This window comes from Pseudomonas sp. KBS0710 (assembly GCF_005938045.2).
Classification (GTDB): domain Bacteria; phylum Pseudomonadota; class Gammaproteobacteria; order Pseudomonadales; family Pseudomonadaceae; genus Aquipseudomonas.
In genome coordinates, this window is sequence record NZ_VCCF02000001.1 from 5,528,602 (window position 1) to 5,544,020 (window position 15,419).

The window sequence follows — 15,419 nt, forward strand, 5'->3', positions numbered from 1 at the left end:
TCCCATGACTCCACCCCTCCCGCGTAGACCTCGCTGGCGCAGCCTCGCCTTACTGGCGTTGTGCCTGGCACCGCTGCTGTGGCCGCTGGAGCATCTGGCCGAGCGCTATTACCGCAGCGAACTGGCCGGGCAAAACCGTCAGACCCTCGACCTCTACGTCGCCAACCTGCTCGGCACCCTGCACCGCTATGAAGTGCTGCCGCAGATCCTCGGTGACTTGCCGGCCCTGCGCACCGCACTGGACGCGCCCCACGTCAGCGCCAACCTGACCAACGCCAACCTGCTGCTCAAGGACGTCGCCGCCCAGGCCGGGGTGGAAGTGATGTACCTGATGGACACCACCGGCAAGACCCTCGCCGCTTCCAACTGGGACAAGCAGGACAGTTTTGTCGACCGTAACTTCTCGTTCCGCCCCTATTTCAGCGAAGCCATGGCCGGGCGCCTGGGGCGGTTTTTTGGCCTGGGAACCACCTCGGCCAAACGCGGCTACTTCTTCGCCGCCGCCGTGCGTGATGGCGCCACCATCATCGGCGTACTGGTGGTCAAGGTCGACCTGGACCACACCGAAAGCCTGTGGGGCAAAACCCCCGAGCAACTGCTGGTGACCGACCACAACGGTGTGGTCATCCTCACCTCGCGCCCGCAATGGCGCTTCCGTGCGACCCGGCCGCTCACGGCAGAAGAACGCCAGGCAATCATTGCCATCCAGCCCTACCCGACCCGCGACCCGCAACCGCTGGCGTTGAGCACCACGGCCTGGCTGCGCCAATCCACGGCCATCGCCGAAACCGGCTGGACCGTGGAAATTCTTGCGCCACGCTCGCTGATCAATCGCCCGGTGCGCACCGTGGTGGCCGTTGGCGGCGCGACGCTGCTGGTGCTGATGTTGCTGCTGGGTCTGATGATGCAGCGCCGTCGCCATTACCTGGAGCGCATCGCCTTCGAAGCCAAGGCCCGTCGCGAACTGGAAGCGCGTGTGATCGAGCGCACCAGCGACCTCGAAGGCCTCAACCGCCGCCTCAAACAGGAAGTGCTGGAGCGTGAACACGCCCAGCAGGAACTGGTGCGCGCCCAGGATGACCTGGTGCAGGCCGGCAAGCTGTCGGCGCTGGGCACCATGTCGGCGAGTATCAGCCACGAACTCAACCAGCCGCTGGCGGCGATCCGCAGCTACGCGGAAAACGCCGAGATCCTGCTCGACCACGAACGCACCAACGACGCCCGTGGCAATCTAAAGCTGATCAGCGAACTGACCGGGCGCATGGCCTCGATCATCGCGCACCTGCGCGCCTTCGCTCGCCGCGACCGCCACGCCCCGGAAAGCGTGGCCCTGCAACCGGCACTCGACGATGCCCTGGCGTTGCTGGCCAAGCGGCGGCGCTCGATGGAGGTGGAGTTGATCCGCGATTTGCCCGAGGCGACCTTGTGGGTGCAAGCCGGCGAAACCCGCCTGCGCCAGGTGCTCGGCAACTTGCTGGCCAACGCCCTCGACGCCCTCACCGAAAAAGGCCCGCCGCGCAAACTGTGGCTGAGTGCCCAAACCACCGAACAGGGCGTCAACCTGTACATTCGCGACAACGGCCCAGGTTTTTGCATGGAAGCCCTGGGCCGTGCCAGCGAGCCGTTCTACACCACCAAGACCCGCACCCAGGGCTTGGGGTTGGGCCTGGCGATCTGTGACACCTTGATGCGTGCCTTTGGCGGCGAACTGTTGTTCGCCAACCATAAGGAAGGCGGCGCGCTGTTAACCCTGAAATTGCGTGCCGGCTCGCCGGGCGTAAGTCTGCAACCGTCCGAGGACCGCAGTGTATGAGTATCGATAACCAGATCCAGGTGGTGTTGATCGACGACGATCCACACTTGCGTCAGGCCCTGTGCCAGACCCTGGACCTGGCCGGGCTTAAAGTCCTGACCCTGGGCGAAGCCACGGGCCTCACGGCGCGCCTGTCCCGCGATTGGCCGGGCGTGGTGGTCAGCGATATACGCATGCCCGGCATGGACGGCCTGGAGCTGCTGGCCGAACTGCACGGCCAGGACCCGGACCTGCCGGTGTTGCTGATTACCGGCCACGGCGATGTGCCGCTGGCGGTGCAAGCCATGCGCGCCGGGGCCTATGACTTCCTCGAAAAACCTTTCGCCAGTGATGCCCTGCTCGACAGCGTGCGCCGCGCACTGGCCCTGCGCCGCCTGGTGCTGGACAATCGCAGCCTGCGCCTGGCCCTCAGTGATCGCCAGCAATTGAGCACGCGCCTGGTCGGGCATTCGCCGCAGATGTTGCGCCTGCGTGAGCAGATCGGCGCCCTGGCGGCGACCCGCGCCGACGTGCTGATCCTCGGTGAAACCGGCGCCGGCAAAGAAGTCGTGGCGCGTGCCCTGCACGACCTGTCGAGCCGCCGCAGCGGGCCGTTTGTGGCGATCAACGCCGGCGCACTGGCGGAATCGGTGGTCGAAAGCGAGCTGTTCGGCCATGAGCCCGGCGCCTTTACCGGCGCGCAGAAACGCCGCATCGGCAAGTTCGAGTTTGCCAATGGCGGCACGCTGTTCCTGGATGAAATCGAAAGCATGAGCCTGGACGTGCAGGTCAAGCTGCTGCGCCTGTTGCAGGAGCGTGTGGTCGAGCGTTTGGGTGGCAATCAGCTGATCCCGCTGGATATCCGCATCATCGCCGCCACCAAGGAAGACCTGCGCCAGGCCGCCGACCAGGGACGCTTCAGGGCCGACTTGTATTACCGTCTCAACGTTGCGCCACTGCGCATTCCGCCGTTGCGCGAACGCGGTGAAGACGCACTGATGTTGTTTCAGCATTTTGCCGACGAAGCCAGCAGCCGCCACGGCCTGCCGTTGCACGAACTGCAACCGGGCCAACGCGCGCTACTGCTGCGCCACAGCTGGCCGGGCAATGTGCGCGAACTGCAAAATGCAGCCGAGCGCTTTGCCCTTGGGCTGGAACTGGCACTCGATGCCACGGCGGATAACCCCGCTGCGGGCGTGCTGACATCAACCTCTGGCGGTTTGAGCGATCAGGTCGAGCAGTTCGAAAAAAGCCTGATCGCCGCCGAACTGACCCGCCCCCACAGCTCGGTGCGCAGCCTCGCCGAAGCCTTGGGCATCCCGCGCAAAACCCTGCACGACAAACTGCGCAAGCACGGCCTGAACTTCGCCGACAGCGCCAGCCATAGCGCCGACGACGAATGACCCGCCAAGAGACCGCCATGAACCGCGACAGCCGCTACCTGGAATCGATCCTTCACCACGACATTCCCCTCACCCGGGAAATGGGCCTAAAGGTGCTCGACTGGCAACACAGCCAACTGCAGCTGCACCTGCCTTTGCAGGCCAATATCAACCACAAGAGCACCATGTTCGGTGGCAGCCTCTATTGCGGCGCCGTGTTGGCGGGTTGGGGCTGGCTGCACCTGAAGCTGCGCGAAGAAGGTGTTGAAGACGGGCATATCGTGATTCAGGAAGGGCAGATCAGTTATCCGCTGCCGGTGACCCAGGATGCGATTGCCATTTGCGCCGCGCCGGAAGACAAGGTGTGGAAGCGCTTTGTGGCGACGTACCAGCGCTATGGCCGGGCGCGGCTGGCGTTGGAGACGTGGATTGTGAATGAGGGCAGTGAAGAACGAGCCGTTAACTTTATTGGCCAATACGTCCTGCACCGCTAACTGCCACAACACAAAACCAAATGTGGGAGCGGGCTTGCTCGCGAAAGCGGAGTGCCAGTCACTGTATATGTGTCTGATACACCGTATTCGCGAGCAAGCCCGCTCCCACATTTCGATTTGCTGTGGCTTTAAGATCTGGCCAAAGTCAGTAACCTTTCGCGCCACGCGGCCTTGGCCGGCAACGCCAGAAAGAACGGATTGAGCAAAGAAGCCCGCGCCGGATAGCTGAACGGCGCACCACTCAACTCCAGCACCTCCCCGCCCGCGCCTTCCAGCACACCCTGGGCTGCAGCCGTGTCCCACTGCGACGTCGGCGCCAGGCGCGGGTAGCAATCGGCGCTGCCTTCGGCCAACAGGCAGAATTTCAGCGAGCTGCCGATATTCGCCAGTTTCAGCTCACCCAAGCCTTCGCTCAAGCCACTGAGCAGGCGCTCTTGCTCCGGGCTGCTATGGCGGCGGCTGGCAACCACGGTAAAGGCCTCACCGGCCGCCGGGGTCTGGCGCACCTGGATCTGCTTGGGCGCCTCACTCACGTCCGAGCGCCACGCGCCCAGGCCCGCGCCACCGAAGTAGCAACGGCCACTGGTGGGCATCGACACCACGCCAAACACCACGCGGCCTTGCTCGATCAACGCAATGTTGACGGTAAATTCTTCGCTGCCGGAAATAAATTCCTTGGTGCCATCCAGCGGGTCCACCAACCACCAGCGCTGCCAGCCGGCACGCACGTTCTGGTCGATATCAGCGTCTTCTTCGGACAGCACCGGGATGCTCGGGTCCAGGGCGGTAAGGCCCGCCAGGATCAAATGGTGAGCCGCCAAATCGGCCGCCGTCACCGGCGAATCATCCGCCTTGGAGGTGACCGCCACATCCGCACGCCAATACGGCAGGATGACTTCACCTGCCTGGCGCGCCAGCTCGATCACAGGGGCAATAAACGGATGGCCTAAAAACAGTTCGCTCATGCGACAAAAGCTCCACGCTGGGTCAACAGGTCTCGTACCAAATACAGGGCCGCCAATGCACGGCCTTCACTGAACTGCTCGTTTTGCGCCAGCATCGACAGCTCGCGCAGGTTGACGCGCTCAACGCGCATCGGCTCTGGTTCATCGCCTTCCAGGCGTTCTTCATACAGCTCGGTGGCCAGTACCACCTGGATTTTCTGGCTCATGTAACCAGGCGACAAGGACAGCTCGGTAATGTGCTCCAACTGACGCGCGCCATAACCGGCCTCCTCCTTGAGTTCGCGGTTGGCCGCCGCCAGTACGTCCTCGCCAGGTTCGATCAGGCCCTTGGGCAAGGACAATTCATATTCGTCGGTGCCGCCGCAGTACTCTTCCACCAGCAACGCGTGGTCGGCATCGATCATCGCCACGATCATCACCGCGCCGTAACCGGCACCGCGGCCTACCAGGCGCTCGTAGGTCCGTTCAACGCCATTGGAAAAGCGCAATTGCACTTCCTCCACGCGGAACAAACGGCTACTGGCGACTATTTCGCGGGCGAGGACGGTGGGTTTCTGGCGCATAAGCGGCTCCTTGGCGTGATCGGGTTACTATACCGTGGCTTTTCCGATTGTCTGTGTCGGATATCTTTACTTACATGAGAACGCCCCATGCCCTCTTTGCCCTGGCACGCCATCGACACCGTCCTGCTGGACATGGACGGCACCTTGCTCGACCTGCACTTCGACAACCACTTCTGGATGGAGCACCTGCCCCAGCGCTATGCCGAGCTGCACGGCGTGAGCCGGGCCATGGCCGACATGGAGTTGCAGCCGCTGTTCGAGCGTAACGCCGGACAGTTGCAATGGTATTGCCTGGATTTCTGGAGTGCCGAGCTGAACATCCCGGTGCGCGAACTCAAACTGGAAACCGCGCACCTCATCGCACTGCGCCCGGACGCGGACACTTTTCTGGCGGCGATCAAACAGGCCGGCAAGCGCGTGATTTTGATCACCAACGCCCATCGTGATTCGCTGTCATTGAAGTTGGAACGCATTGAACTGGCGCCGTATTTCGAGCGGTTGATCAGTTCCCACGACTACGGTTTTGCCAAGGAACACCGGCAATTCTGGGATGCCTTGCAAGCCGACATCCAGTTCGACCCGGCCCGCAGCCTGTTTATCGATGACACCTTGCCGATCCTGCGCAGTGCGCGCGACTTTGGCGTGGGGCATTTGCTGGCGGTCAAAGAACCGGACAGTAAGAAGGGGCCAAAGGACACAGGGGAGTTTGCGGCAGTCGATGATTACCGAGATCTCATCGCCGGGCTCTAATGTAATTGTGGGAATGTAAATGTGGGAGCTGGCCAGCTCCCACATTTAGGCCTGTGTATTACTCAGGAATACGCAGTGTCTGGCCTGGGTAAATTTTGTTTACATCTTTAAGCAGCGGCTTGTTGGCCTCGAAGATTTTGTTGTACTGGTTGGCGTTGCCGTACACCGCCAGGGAAATCGCGCTGAGGGTGTCGCCTTTTTTCACCACAACAAAACGAGCGGCCGTGACAGCGGGGCCGGACACAGTAATCTGGTCATCCACGCTGGCAACACCGGCAATATTACCCGCCGCCAGAAGGATTTTTTCTTTCTCTTCCTGACTGGCAACTTCACCGGTGATCGTCACCTTGTCACCTTCGACGGTGGCGTGAACGTTCGGGTTACCCAACCCTACCGCTTCGATATGCTTTTTCAACTCTTCGCCAGCATTGGCATTACCCGGCGTCAACAGATCAATCAACTTCTCGCCTGCTTCCTTAACAAAGCTAAAAATACTCATGGTGCGCTCTCCTTGGGTTTAAGTTCCAGATGCCCAAGACTAGACCAGTCCTGCAGACTTGGGTTCCAGGCCGGCCAAAGACCCAAACACGCTAACTTGCGTGTTGCCTGGAATAAGGCCGCAACAGACGCCGTGATCGACGCCATCTATCAATAGATCAGTACAGCCGATTAGACGCGACCCTTTGTCGCGCCTAGTCTAAACATTGATCATTTCTTCGGTGGTACTGCCCCATGAACGCCAAGCGCCCAGTCTGCGCGGCGCCTGCCCTCGAAACGCCCGCGCCAGCCGCCAGCCAGAGCTACCAGTTTTGCAATCTCGAACACACTGAAATCGCCAGCACTGCGTTGGCCGAAGAAGTGGCGTTGGCGATTGCCTATAACGACATCAGCCAGGCGGTGATGCTGGTGACGCCCACCGACCTGGAAGACTTCATCGTTGGCTTCAGCATCGGCAGCGGCATTATCGCCGACGTTAGCGACATTTATGATCTGAAACTCAGCGGCACAGGCTCTGCCCAGTACGCTCAAGTGCAGATCTCCAGCCGCGCCTTCTGGAACCTCAAACTGCAGCGCCGCCAGTTGGCCGGCACCAGCGGCTGCGGCCTGTGCGGGGTAGAAGCCGTAGAACAAGCGCTGCCGGACCTGCAAGTGTTACCCGGCGCGCCCTTGCCACCCGCCGAATGGCTCGACGGCCTGCGTCAACGTATCAGCGCGTTTCAGCCTTTGGGCCAGCACAGCGGCGCGGTACATGCGGCGATCTTTATGAATAACCAGGGCGAGTTGCTGATGGGTCGCGAAGACATCGGCCGACATAACGCCCTGGATAAATTGATCGGCGCGCTGATCCGGCAAAAAATTCCGACCGACGGCGGACTGGCGATTGTCACCAGCCGCTGCAGCCTCGAATTGATTCAAAAAGTGTTGCGCGCAGGCATTCAGACCCTGGTCAGCCTGTCGTCGCCCACCGGCCTGGCCCTGCAATGGGCGCGCCGGCACAACCTCAATCTCATCCACCTGCCGCAGAAAAGTGCGCCGCGGGTTTACAGCCCTGCGATGGAGAACCAGCCATGAGCATGCATCACCAAGCCGACCAAACCCCGACCCCGCGCTACAAGCCTTACAAAGGCCCGGCCGGCGGCTGGGGCGCACTGATCAGCGTGGCGCAGGCCTGGCTGACCAGCGACAACGCCATGAAAAACCTGCGCATGATGCTCAAGACCAACCAGAACGGCGGTTTCGACTGCCCTGGCTGCGCCTGGGGCGATTCGCCGGAAAGCGGCATGGTCAAGTTCTGCGAGAACGGCGCCAAAGCGGTCAACTGGGAAGCCACCAAACGCCGCGTGGACGCCGCCTTCTTCGCCAAGCACAGCGTGACCGCGCTGCTGGAGCAGAGTGACTACTGGCTGGAATACCAAGGCCGCCTGACCGAGCCGATGCGTTATGACGCCGAGACCGACCGCTATAAAGCCATCAGCTGGGACGCCGCCTTTGACCTGATCGGCAAGCACCTCAACGCCCTGCCAAGCCCGGACATGGCCGAGTTCTACACCTCGGGCCGGGCCAGCAACGAAGCGGCGTACCTGTACCAACTGTTTGTGCGCGCCTATGGCACCAACAATTTCCCGGACTGCTCGAACATGTGCCACGAAGCCAGCGGCGTCGCCCTGGCGCAAAGTGTTGGCGTGGGCAAAGGCACCGTGACCTTTGATGACTTCGAACATGCCGATGCGATTTTCGTCTGGGGCCAGAACCCCGGCACCAACCACCCGCGCATGCTCGAACCGCTGCGCGAAGCGGTAAAACGTGGCGCACAGGTGGTGTGCATCAACCCGCTCAAAGAGCGTGGCCTGGAACGCTTCCAGCACCCGCAACACCCGCTGGAAATGCTCACCAACGGCGACAAGCCGACCAACACCGCGTACTTCCGCCCGGCGCTGGGTGGCGACATGGCGATACTGCGCGGCATGGCCAAGTTCCTGCTGCTGTGGGAGCGCCAGGCCCAGGCCGAAGGCAAAGAGGCGGTGTTCGACCACGACTTCCTCAATGAACACAGCGTCAATGTGCTGGAGTACCTGGGCCAGATCGACGACACCTCGTGGGATGAAATCGTCGCGCAGTCCGGCCTCAGCCTGGTCGAGATCGAACAAGCGGCGCGCATGTACGCCAAAGGCAAAAACGTGATCATGTGCTGGGCGATGGGCATCACTCAGCATCGCCATTCGGTGCCGACCATCCAGGAAATCGCCAACCTGATGCTGCTGCGCGGCAACATCGGCCGCCCAGGCGCCGGCCTGTGCCCGGTGCGCGGTCACAGTAACGTGCAGGGCGACCGCACCATGGGCATCAACGAACGCCCGCCGGTGGCGTTTTTGGATTCGCTGGAGCGTCGCTTCCAGTTCCAGGTGCCGCGCACCAACGGCCACAACGTGGTCGAGGCGATCCATGCCATGCTCGAAGGCCGCTCCAAGGTGTTTATCGGCCTGGGCGGCAACTTCGCCCAAGCCACGCCAGACAGCCCGCGCACCTTCGAAGCACTGCGCAGCTGCGACCTGACCGTGCAGATCAGCACCAAGCTCAACCGCAGCCACCTCATGCACGGCAAAGACGCGCTGATTCTGCCGTGCCTGGGCCGTACCGACATTGATATCCAGGCCGACGGCCCGCAAGCGGTGACAGTGGAAGACTCGTTCAGCATGGTGCACGGCTCCAATGGCCAACTGCAGCCGCTGTCGAAGCTGATGAAATCCGAGCCGGCGATTCTGGCCGGGATTGCCGCCGCCACGCTGGGCAGCAAGCCGGTGGACTGGAACTGGCTGGTGGCCGATTACGGGCGCATCCGCGACCTGATCGCCGACACCATCCCAGGCTTCAAGGACTTCAACGAACGCATCAAGCACCCAGGCGGTTTCTACCTGGGCAACTCCGCCGGTGCACGCCGCTGGAACACGCCGTCGGGCCGCGCCAATTTCCGCCCGAACGTGCTGCCCAAAGACCTGATCCACGAACGCACCCATGCCACAGGCCGGGTGCCGGACCTGATCATGCAGTCGATGCGCTCCCACGATCAGTACAACACCACTATTTATGGCCTGGACGACCGCTACCGTGGGGTCAAGGGCCAGCGTGACGTGCTGTTCGTCAACGAAGCCGACATTATCCGCCTGGGCTTCAAGCCGGGGCAGAAGGCTGACATCGTGTCGCTGTGGGAAGATGGCCGCGAGCGCCGCGTGAAGGGCTTTACCTTGCTGGCGTTTGATATTCCGGCGGGCCAGGCGGCGGCGTACTACCCGGAAGTGAACCCGCTGGTGCCGCTGGAAAGCACCGGGGATGGCAGCCATACGCCGACGTCGAAGTTCGTGGCGATTTGCCTGGAAGCGGCGAGCGACAGTGGCTTGATCATGGCCCGCTCAGCCTGACTTGATACGGGCTCTTCTTTGCTTGAGCTGCCGCTTTCGCGAGCAAGCCCGCTCCCACACTTGAAATGCATTCAAAATGTGGGAGCGGGCTTGCTCGCGAAGAGGCCGGCACAGTCGCCCTCTATTTTTCAGGCACAAAAAAAGGCCGCTTTTGCATAAAAGCGGCCCTTCCGAAGTAGCTAAAGACTCACAAAATCGACTTAAGTTCCCTATACAAAACAGCAACTTAGCAAATTGTATACAACCTGTACCGCCGGTCGGTTTTCGATTGTCAGCGCCTCGATACAACCTCAGGATCGCGCCGTCATCCTCTTGAGGTCTCTCTATGAAGTTCTCCTCGATTCTCTTGTTGTCCCTTGGCCTGGTCAGTGGCGCAGCCATGGCCGGTGGCACCACCGAAGCCGGTGTGGGCGGCGCATTGGGCGGGGTTCTAGGTTCGGTTGTCGGCCAGCAGTTGGGTGGCAACACCGGTTCCACCATCGGCGCCGCCTTGGGTGGCGCGGGCGGTAGCGCGGTGGGTGCCGACAAACGCAGCCGTGGCGAAGCCGCTATTGGCGGCGCACTGGGCGCAGCCGGCGGCAACGTCGTGGGCCGCAGCGTTGGCGGCAGCACCGGTGCACTGGTCGGCTCAGCAGCCGGCGGTGGTGCGGGCGGCGCGCTGGGTAACTACATGGGCAACAAGAGCGATGACGACGACCGCCGTTACCGCGGGCGTGATAACCGTCGTTACGACCGAGATGACCACCGTGGGCGCGGGCATGCCTATGGGCATCGCAAGAACAAGCACCACTACCGTCATCGGTAAGGCCTAAAGAACACTGAAAAACCAATGTGGGAGCGGGCTTGCTCGCGAAAGCGGACTGTCAGTCAACTAATTTGCTGGCTGACACACCGCTTTCGCGAGCAAGCCCGCTCCCACATTAGGGTCAGGGTGCTTGCCAGGGCCAGGTCAGACCACCAACCGCTCCAACGCCTCGCGCAACTTCCCCGCAATCGCCACCGGCTGGTTCGACGCCCTGTCCACAAACACATGCACAAACCGCCCTGCCGCACAGGCTTCATCCTCGCCGGCCTTGAACACCGCCAATTCATATTGCACCGAGCTGTTACCAAGCTTGCCCACCCGCAGGCCGATATCCAGCCGATCCGGAAACGCGATCGAGGCGAAATAGTCGCACGCTGAACTCACCACAAACCCCACCACCTCACCGTCATGAATATCCAGCCCACCTTCTTCAATCAGGTAGGTATTCACCGCCGTGTCGAAAAAGCTGTAGTAGGTGACGTTGTTCACATGGCCATACACATCGTTGTCGTGCCAACGCGTGATGATCGGCTGGAAGTGGCGGTAATCGGCGCGTTGCGGCATTGAGTCGGGCATGGGCGGTTCTCTGGAAAGTGGGTTTACAGGTCATTCAGATGGGCTTGCGCCCACTCACGCACTTCGGCGTACGGGTAATCCTCCAGCGCAGCAAACCCCGGTATGCCTCGCGTCTTCAGCTTGGTAAACAGCGGCACGCTGATACCGCCGAGAAACCGTGTCAGCCGTTCCGCTTCTGGCAGGTTCATGGTGTGCTCATGATGCCTGTGGATAAAATCACCGCACAGCCCCATGAAATTTTTATCCACAAGTGGCGGCAAACTCGGCGGCGGCGGCAAATGTGCGACGTGGCCGTGGCATACCGAACAATGCCCGCAGCGCAGAGGGGCGTTTTCATCGCCAAAGTACTTGGCCAGACGTTGCCCCAGGCAATGCTCGGTGGCAAACAGATCGAGCATGGCGTGGATCCGCGCCACTTCCGTCACTTCATGTTGCTTGAAGCCTGTGTATAACTCCTCACTGAGTGCTTGAGGATCAAAGTCGGTATCGAGCAGGCTGTAGACCTCGGTCATCTGCTTGCTTTCCAGCTCGATCAGGCCCTGTTCCTGGAAGTAATCCAGCGCCTTCACCACCCGGCTGCGCTCGGCATTGTGCTGTTGGTACAGCGCATCGAAATCCACCGTCGCCCAGGCTTTGGCGCGTTTACACACCTGGATGATCGCCGCGACAAACTGCTGCCGCTCGCCGGAAAAACGCGCCAGCAGCGCCTCGGGTTCGATCAGGTACTTAAAGCGGTATTCGGCGTAAAACGCATAGCGCGGTGCGATCACACCTTTGAGTTCCAACTGCACCAGCAGCGTCTTGAGCGGCAGCTCGCGGATGTTGCTGTGGTCCGACAGCGACCTCAACAGGAACTCCCACTGGCCCTCGCTTCGCGCTGCCTGCAACTCTTCCAGCACACGGCGAATGCCCTGCTGCTCCGGCGTATCGCCATATACAAAATTTTCCAGCACATTGAGGCTGTCACGGTTGGCCAGCACCAGGCAGTCGGACGGCTGCCCGTCACGCCCGGCGCGGCCGATTTCCTGGCTGTAGTTCTCGATGGACTTGGGCAGGTCGAAGTGCACCACATTGCGGATGTCACTCTTGTCGATGCCCATGCCGAACGCGATGGTGGCAACGATGCAATTGGAGCGCCCGCCCATGAAGCGCTGTTGGATACCCTCGCGTTTATCGTGGGGCAACCCGGCGTGATACGCCTCGGCCTGGATGCCACTGCGGTTCAAGTGTTCGGCAATCTGCTCGGCGGTTTTTTGCAGGGTGACGTAGACGATACTTGGCTGATTGGCCCTTTCGCTCATCCACTCGACCAAACGCCGACGCTTGTCGTGGCCGCTCACCGGCTCTACCAGCAGGTTGAGATTCGGCCGGTAGAAGCCCGTAGTGATCACATCATCCGACGCAATGGCGAACTTGGCCTGCATGTCGGCAATCACCTTGGGCGTAGCTGTAGCCGTCAGCAGCAACGCTTGTGGGATATTGAACTGGCGCTGGTAGTCCGGCAGCTTCAGATAGTCCGGACGGAAGTTGTGACCCCACTCGGAAATACAGTGCGCTTCGTCCACCACCAGCAAGGAAATCTGCACGCTTTGCAGGAAGTTACGGAAGCGCTCGTTCTTCAAGCGCTCCACGGAAATCATCAGGATTTTCAGCTCACCCGAACGCGCACGCGCCATCACCTCATTGGCGTCTTCGCGGCTCTGCGCCGAATCGATACTGCCGGCGCAAATGCCATGGCGCTGCAGGAAACCCAACTGATCCTGCATCAGCGCCAACAGCGGCGACACTACCAGCGTCAGGTGCGGCAACAGCACCGCCGACAGCTGATAACACAAAGACTTGCCGGAACCGGTGGGGAAAATAGCCGCGGCCGAACGACCGGCCAGCACTGCGCTGATCGCGGCCTCCTGGCCCAAACGAAATTGTGGATAACCAAAGACCTGTTGGAGGGTGTTGTGCATAAGCTGTCACTCCGTTGACCGCTGAACGAGTCAAAAACATAGACCAGCGATCGGTAAACGCTCGGGGATAAACGCTACAAACTGATACAGAGAAAACCAGCAAGACCGCGCAAAAATGCAGACAGTAGCACGCTTGATTACAAGCCCCGACAAGGAGTCGTGAATGTCTCGCATGCCATCGTTTTCTTTGCTTCTCGCATTGCCCTTGCTGCTGGTGGGCTGTGCAGCTGTGCCAAAACCCACTTCCGAGCAACTGGCCGCGCGTGCCTTTGAAACGCCTGAATACTTCGCCGCAAACGCCCTGCCTATCGTCAAGGCCTCCACCCTCTATGCGCGTGGCGGCACTGGCCAAGGCGTGAAAGTGGCGCTGATCGACTCGGGCCTTAACAGCGAGTTACCGGAGTTCCAAGGGCGCTTGGCCGACATCGGTTACGACTTCGTGCGCCAACAGCCAGGCACCGTCGACATCAAAGGCCATGGCACGCAAATGGCCGGTATTCTCGCCGCCAACAAGAACGCTCAAGGCATGCACGGGATCGCCTTCAACGCACAGTTGATCCCCATGCGGTTTGGCGACGACAAGGAACCATTCTACTTCGACAGCGAAATTGCCCAGGCCTGGCGCTTGGCGCATGCCCAAGGCGCGCGCTTTTTCAACAATTCATGGGCCAACCCCATTGAAGCCAACACCAATGAAGTGCCGATCTATGAACGCCTGATGGGTGACTCACTGGAGGCGGCCAAGCAACTGGTGGCTGAAGGCGCGGTCTTTGTGTTCTCCACCGGCAACGAGGTCAAACGCGAGCCGCTTGCCGAACCCGGCCTGCCCGCATTGGTGCCAGAGCTGGAAAAAGGCTGGATCGCCGTCATGGCCCTCAAGAATGACGGCAGCGCGATCAACCTCAAGTCCAACTACTGCGGGCTTGCCGCGCGTTGGTGCATTGCCGTACCAGGTGGCGATGGCGGAGCGGGCCTGCTGACGACACAGAAAGATGGCAGCTATGGGCCGACCGCAGGAACCTCCCCAGCCGCCGCATTGGTCAGCGGTGCCTTGGCGGCATTACAAAGCCGCTTTCCCGAAATGACCCCGCAGCAGGTTCGCGATCGTTTGCTCAGCACCGCCAATCGGACGGGTATTTATGCCAACAGCGAAGCCTACGGGCGCGGGCTGATGGACCTGGATGCGGCTTCGCGTCTGTAGGCTTGGCGATGGCCGTCCCACCTGATCGTTCCTCACGCTCTGCGTGGGAACGATCTGGAACCAGCAGTCGACACCCAGCCACAACCAAGCCAACCACTGAGCTAAACCTGTGGGAGCGGGTGTTGCCAAAAAAATCACTGTCAAACCGCAAATACCGGAAAGCTTTGTAGGAAGTGGGTAAACCCGATGTAGTCCTCTTCCCAAACTGATCAAAACACCTGCCCAGCCCTCTACATAACCTCCCTTCACATGACCGAAACTAGTGACCTCTCAACTGTCCCGGCAAAAACCGTGAACATCGAAAGGACTCAACGATGGTCGACTACAGCTCTTGGGGCTCGCTCCTCATTCTTATTGCCCTTACTGTCCTGCTCGATAGTAAGTTGAAGCATCCCGACCTCAGAAAATGGTTCGGACTGGCCCTCATCGTCACCGGATCAACGCTTCTAATCGTCGCCACTTCCTGGCTAAGCGAATTACAATTCGACAGTCTTCCGACATTCGCCTTTATCATCGGCATCCGACTGTTGCTCACCCGCAACAAATACCGCCGCCAACGCAACCATCCCCTTCACCCACTCCTGCGTGCCCCGACCATGAACCTGGCCCCCAACTTCCCCGAAGACCCCGTGATGCAGCAGCTTCTGCAACTGCTGCACGAAGAAATCGGCCTGCCGAAGCACAAGACCCTTCGCCTGGAAACTTCGCTCAATTTCGACCTGAGCTGCGATGGCAGCGAGGCCAAGCAGTTGATGGACGCGCTGGAACAAGAGTTTGCCCTCGACCTGGGCGACTACGATGCTTATCGTTACTTCAAACCGCCGGTGTTCGATGTGTTCCTCAAGCGCCGCGCCAAAGGGCGCGGCGACAAGGTGCCATTGACCATCGGCATGCTCTATCTGGCGATCAAGACCCACAGCTGGGATACGCAAACCCTGGAAAACCTGAGCTGATCCCAAGATCACCAAAGATCAAATGTGGGAGCGGGCTTGCTCGCGAAAGCGGTGTGTCAG

14 protein-coding genes are annotated in these 15,419 nt (G+C 60.7%); 9 read left to right on the forward strand and 5 right to left on the reverse strand.

Features of this window, described 5'->3' with window-relative positions; translation table 11 throughout:
- Positions 1-4: 4 nt before the first annotated feature.
- Genes FFI16_RS25300 through FFI16_RS25310 form a run of 3 tightly spaced genes read left to right on the forward strand, consistent with a single transcriptional unit; the run spans position 5 to position 3,668 of the window.
- The gene (locus FFI16_RS25300; protein WP_138817292.1) at positions 5-1,813 is read left to right on the forward strand and encodes an ATP-binding protein; all 1,809 of its coding nucleotides are present in this window, start codon (positions 5-7) and stop codon (positions 1,811-1,813) included.
- Positions 1,810-3,195 (forward strand): sigma-54 dependent transcriptional regulator, encoded by a 1,386-nt coding sequence (locus tag FFI16_RS25305; protein ID WP_065930830.1) that lies wholly within the window; start codon positions 1,810-1,812, stop codon positions 3,193-3,195. The genes FFI16_RS25300 and FFI16_RS25305 overlap by 4 nt, the downstream gene beginning before the upstream one ends.
- A 17-nt stretch (positions 3,196-3,212) precedes the next feature.
- Entirely contained in the window at positions 3,213-3,668 is a 456-nt protein-coding gene (locus FFI16_RS25310; RefSeq protein WP_138817293.1) for a thioesterase domain-containing protein, read from the forward strand.
- Between the two features lie 128 nt (positions 3,669-3,796).
- Here the strand turns inward: FFI16_RS25310 and cysQ are convergent, their stop codons facing one another.
- On the reverse strand, positions 3,797-4,633 hold the full coding sequence (gene cysQ, locus FFI16_RS25315) for a 3'(2'),5'-bisphosphate nucleotidase CysQ (RefSeq protein ID WP_056860705.1): 837 nt from the start codon (positions 4,631-4,633) through the stop codon (positions 3,797-3,799).
- Positions 4,630-5,196 (reverse strand): ADP compounds hydrolase NudE, encoded by a 567-nt coding sequence (nudE, locus tag FFI16_RS25320; RefSeq protein ID WP_017135384.1) that lies wholly within the window; start codon positions 5,194-5,196, stop codon positions 4,630-4,632. Before nudE ends, cysQ begins: the two co-directional genes overlap by 4 nt.
- A gap of 87 nt (positions 5,197-5,283) precedes the next feature.
- Between nudE and yrfG the strand changes: the two genes are divergently transcribed.
- A complete protein-coding gene (yrfG, locus tag FFI16_RS25325; RefSeq protein WP_138817294.1) occupies positions 5,284-5,946 on the forward strand; it encodes a GMP/IMP nucleotidase in 663 nt (220 codons plus the stop codon).
- Positions 5,947-6,004: 58 nt separating this feature from the next.
- On the opposite strand, the gene lysM is transcribed toward yrfG, so the two are convergent.
- Positions 6,005-6,445, reverse strand: a complete 441-nt coding sequence (gene lysM / locus FFI16_RS25330; protein ID WP_138817295.1) for a peptidoglycan-binding protein LysM — start codon at positions 6,443-6,445, stop codon at positions 6,005-6,007.
- A gap of 233 nt (positions 6,446-6,678) precedes the next feature.
- On the opposite strand from lysM, the gene fdhD reads away from it, so the two are divergent.
- The 3 genes from fdhD (at position 6,679) to FFI16_RS25345 (ending at position 10,668) form a co-directional block, all read left to right on the forward strand.
- Positions 6,679-7,518, forward strand: a complete 840-nt coding sequence (gene fdhD / locus FFI16_RS25335) for a formate dehydrogenase accessory sulfurtransferase FdhD (RefSeq protein WP_138817296.1) — start codon at positions 6,679-6,681, stop codon at positions 7,516-7,518.
- A complete protein-coding gene (locus tag FFI16_RS25340; RefSeq protein WP_138817297.1) occupies positions 7,515-9,863 on the forward strand; it encodes an FdhF/YdeP family oxidoreductase in 2,349 nt (782 codons plus the stop codon). Before fdhD ends, FFI16_RS25340 begins: the two co-directional genes overlap by 4 nt.
- A 325-nt stretch (positions 9,864-10,188) precedes the next feature.
- Positions 10,189-10,668, forward strand: a complete 480-nt coding sequence (locus tag FFI16_RS25345; protein ID WP_138817298.1) for a glycine zipper domain-containing protein — start codon at positions 10,189-10,191, stop codon at positions 10,666-10,668.
- 144 nt (positions 10,669-10,812) lie between these two features.
- Here the strand turns inward: FFI16_RS25345 and FFI16_RS25350 are convergent, their stop codons facing one another.
- Both FFI16_RS25350 and FFI16_RS25355 read right to left on the reverse strand, forming a co-directional pair.
- Positions 10,813-11,244: a thioesterase family protein gene (locus FFI16_RS25350; protein ID WP_138817299.1), complete on the reverse strand. Its 432-nt coding sequence runs from the start codon at positions 11,242-11,244 to the stop codon at positions 10,813-10,815.
- Between the two features lie 23 nt (positions 11,245-11,267).
- Positions 11,268-13,205, reverse strand: a complete 1,938-nt coding sequence (locus FFI16_RS25355) for an ATP-dependent DNA helicase RecQ (RefSeq protein WP_138817300.1) — start codon at positions 13,203-13,205, stop codon at positions 11,268-11,270.
- Between the two features lie 163 nt (positions 13,206-13,368).
- On the opposite strand from FFI16_RS25355, the gene FFI16_RS25360 reads away from it, so the two are divergent.
- Together FFI16_RS25360 and FFI16_RS30750 are read left to right on the forward strand one after the other, a co-directional pair.
- Entirely contained in the window at positions 13,369-14,406 is a 1,038-nt protein-coding gene (locus FFI16_RS25360) for a S8 family peptidase (protein ID WP_371923612.1), read from the forward strand.
- A 314-nt stretch (positions 14,407-14,720) separates the two neighbouring features.
- Positions 14,721-15,359, forward strand: coding sequence for a DUF1493 family protein (locus FFI16_RS30750; RefSeq protein WP_256666285.1), 639 nt, complete (start codon positions 14,721-14,723; stop codon positions 15,357-15,359).
- The last annotated feature ends 60 nt before the right edge of the window (positions 15,360-15,419 follow it).

Coding starts and splice junctions, on each gene's coding strand:
- FFI16_RS25300 (WP_138817292.1), top strand. CDS start 5: ATGACTCCACCCCTCCCGCGTAGACCTCGCTGGCGCAGCCTCGCCTTA.
- FFI16_RS25305 (WP_065930830.1), top strand. CDS start 1,810: ATGAGTATCGATAACCAGATCCAGGTGGTGTTGATCGACGACGATCCA.
- FFI16_RS25310 (WP_138817293.1), top strand. CDS start 3,213: ATGAACCGCGACAGCCGCTACCTGGAATCGATCCTTCACCACGACATT.
- cysQ (WP_056860705.1), bottom strand. CDS start 4,633: ATGAGCGAACTGTTTTTAGGCCATCCGTTTATTGCCCCTGTGATCGAG.
- nudE (WP_017135384.1), bottom strand. CDS start 5,196: ATGCGCCAGAAACCCACCGTCCTCGCCCGCGAAATAGTCGCCAGTAGC.
- yrfG (WP_138817294.1), top strand. CDS start 5,284: ATGCCCTCTTTGCCCTGGCACGCCATCGACACCGTCCTGCTGGACATG.
- lysM (WP_138817295.1), bottom strand. CDS start 6,445: ATGAGTATTTTTAGCTTTGTTAAGGAAGCAGGCGAGAAGTTGATTGAT.
- fdhD (WP_138817296.1), top strand. CDS start 6,679: ATGAACGCCAAGCGCCCAGTCTGCGCGGCGCCTGCCCTCGAAACGCCC.
- FFI16_RS25340 (WP_138817297.1), top strand. CDS start 7,515: ATGAGCATGCATCACCAAGCCGACCAAACCCCGACCCCGCGCTACAAG.
- FFI16_RS25345 (WP_138817298.1), top strand. CDS start 10,189: ATGAAGTTCTCCTCGATTCTCTTGTTGTCCCTTGGCCTGGTCAGTGGC.
- FFI16_RS25350 (WP_138817299.1), bottom strand. CDS start 11,244: ATGCCCGACTCAATGCCGCAACGCGCCGATTACCGCCACTTCCAGCCG.
- FFI16_RS25355 (WP_138817300.1), bottom strand. CDS start 13,205: ATGCACAACACCCTCCAACAGGTCTTTGGTTATCCACAATTTCGTTTG.
- FFI16_RS25360 (WP_371923612.1), top strand. CDS start 13,369: ATGTCTCGCATGCCATCGTTTTCTTTGCTTCTCGCATTGCCCTTGCTG.
- FFI16_RS30750 (WP_256666285.1), top strand. CDS start 14,721: ATGGTCGACTACAGCTCTTGGGGCTCGCTCCTCATTCTTATTGCCCTT.